Source organism: Stenotrophomonas nitritireducens (genome assembly GCF_001431425.1).
GTDB lineage: Bacteria > Pseudomonadota > Gammaproteobacteria > Xanthomonadales > Xanthomonadaceae > Stenotrophomonas > Stenotrophomonas nitritireducens.
Map to the genome: position 1 here is coordinate 1 of NZ_LDJG01000093.1, position 869 is coordinate 869.

Sequence of the window (869 nt, forward strand, 5' to 3'; positions counted from 1 at the left end):
CCTTCTCGAACAGCGCCAGCTCGTCGGCGGTGGAAATGTGCAGCACGTGCAGGCGGGTGCCGTGCTTTTTCGCCAGCGACATCGCCAGCCGGGTGGACTTGATGCAGGCCTCGCGCGAGCGGATGTCCGGGTGCATGTCCGGGGTCAGCGCGTCGCCGTATTTTTCCTGGAACGCCTTCATGTTGGCGTCGATCATCGGCGTGTCTTCGCAGTGCGTGATGATCGGCGTCGGGCAGTCGCGGAAGATCGCGTCCAGCGTTTCCGGGTTGTCCACCAACATGTTGCCGGTCGAGGCGCCCATGAACACCTTCACCCCCGGCGCCTTCTTCGGGTCGAGCACGCGGATGGCTTCCAGGTTGTCGTTGCTGGCGCCGTGGTAGAAGCCGTAGTTGGCCCAGGCGCGGCCCTTGGCCAGTTCGTACTTGGCTTCGAGGATGGTCGAATCCAGCGTCGGCGGGTTGGTGTTGGGCATGTCCATGAAGCTGGTCAGGCCGCCGGCCACCGCGGCAGCCGATTCACTGGCGATGTCGCCCTTGTGGGTCAGGCCGGGTTCGCGGAAGTGCACCTGGTCGTCGATCATGCCCGGCAGCAGCCAGCGGCCGGCGGCATCGATCACTTCCTCGCCGGCGCGCGGCGCCAGCCCGCTGCCGATCTGCGCGATGCGGCCGTTCTCGATGCGCAGGTCGCCGTCGAAGGTACGGCCCTCGTTGACCATGCGGGCATTGGTGATGAGCGTGGAGGACATGTCAGTGTTTTCCTGTGCAGCGGCAAGAGGGGGCTTCGGCCTTTCCGGGAACCGGATCGAAGCCGACTGGGGGACACGCCTGGCAGCTGACACGCCGAGGCAGCGTAAGCCAGCAGCACCGCAA

Annotated in this window: 1 protein-coding gene; it reads right to left on the minus strand. The window is 65.9% G+C overall.

Annotation, left to right across the window (positions count from 1 at the left end):
• A partial coding sequence (locus ABB22_RS17590) for an amidohydrolase family protein (RefSeq protein ID WP_152984271.1) occupies window positions 1–745 on the minus strand: 745 nt, incomplete at its 3' end.
• Window positions 746–869 lie beyond the last annotated feature (124 nt).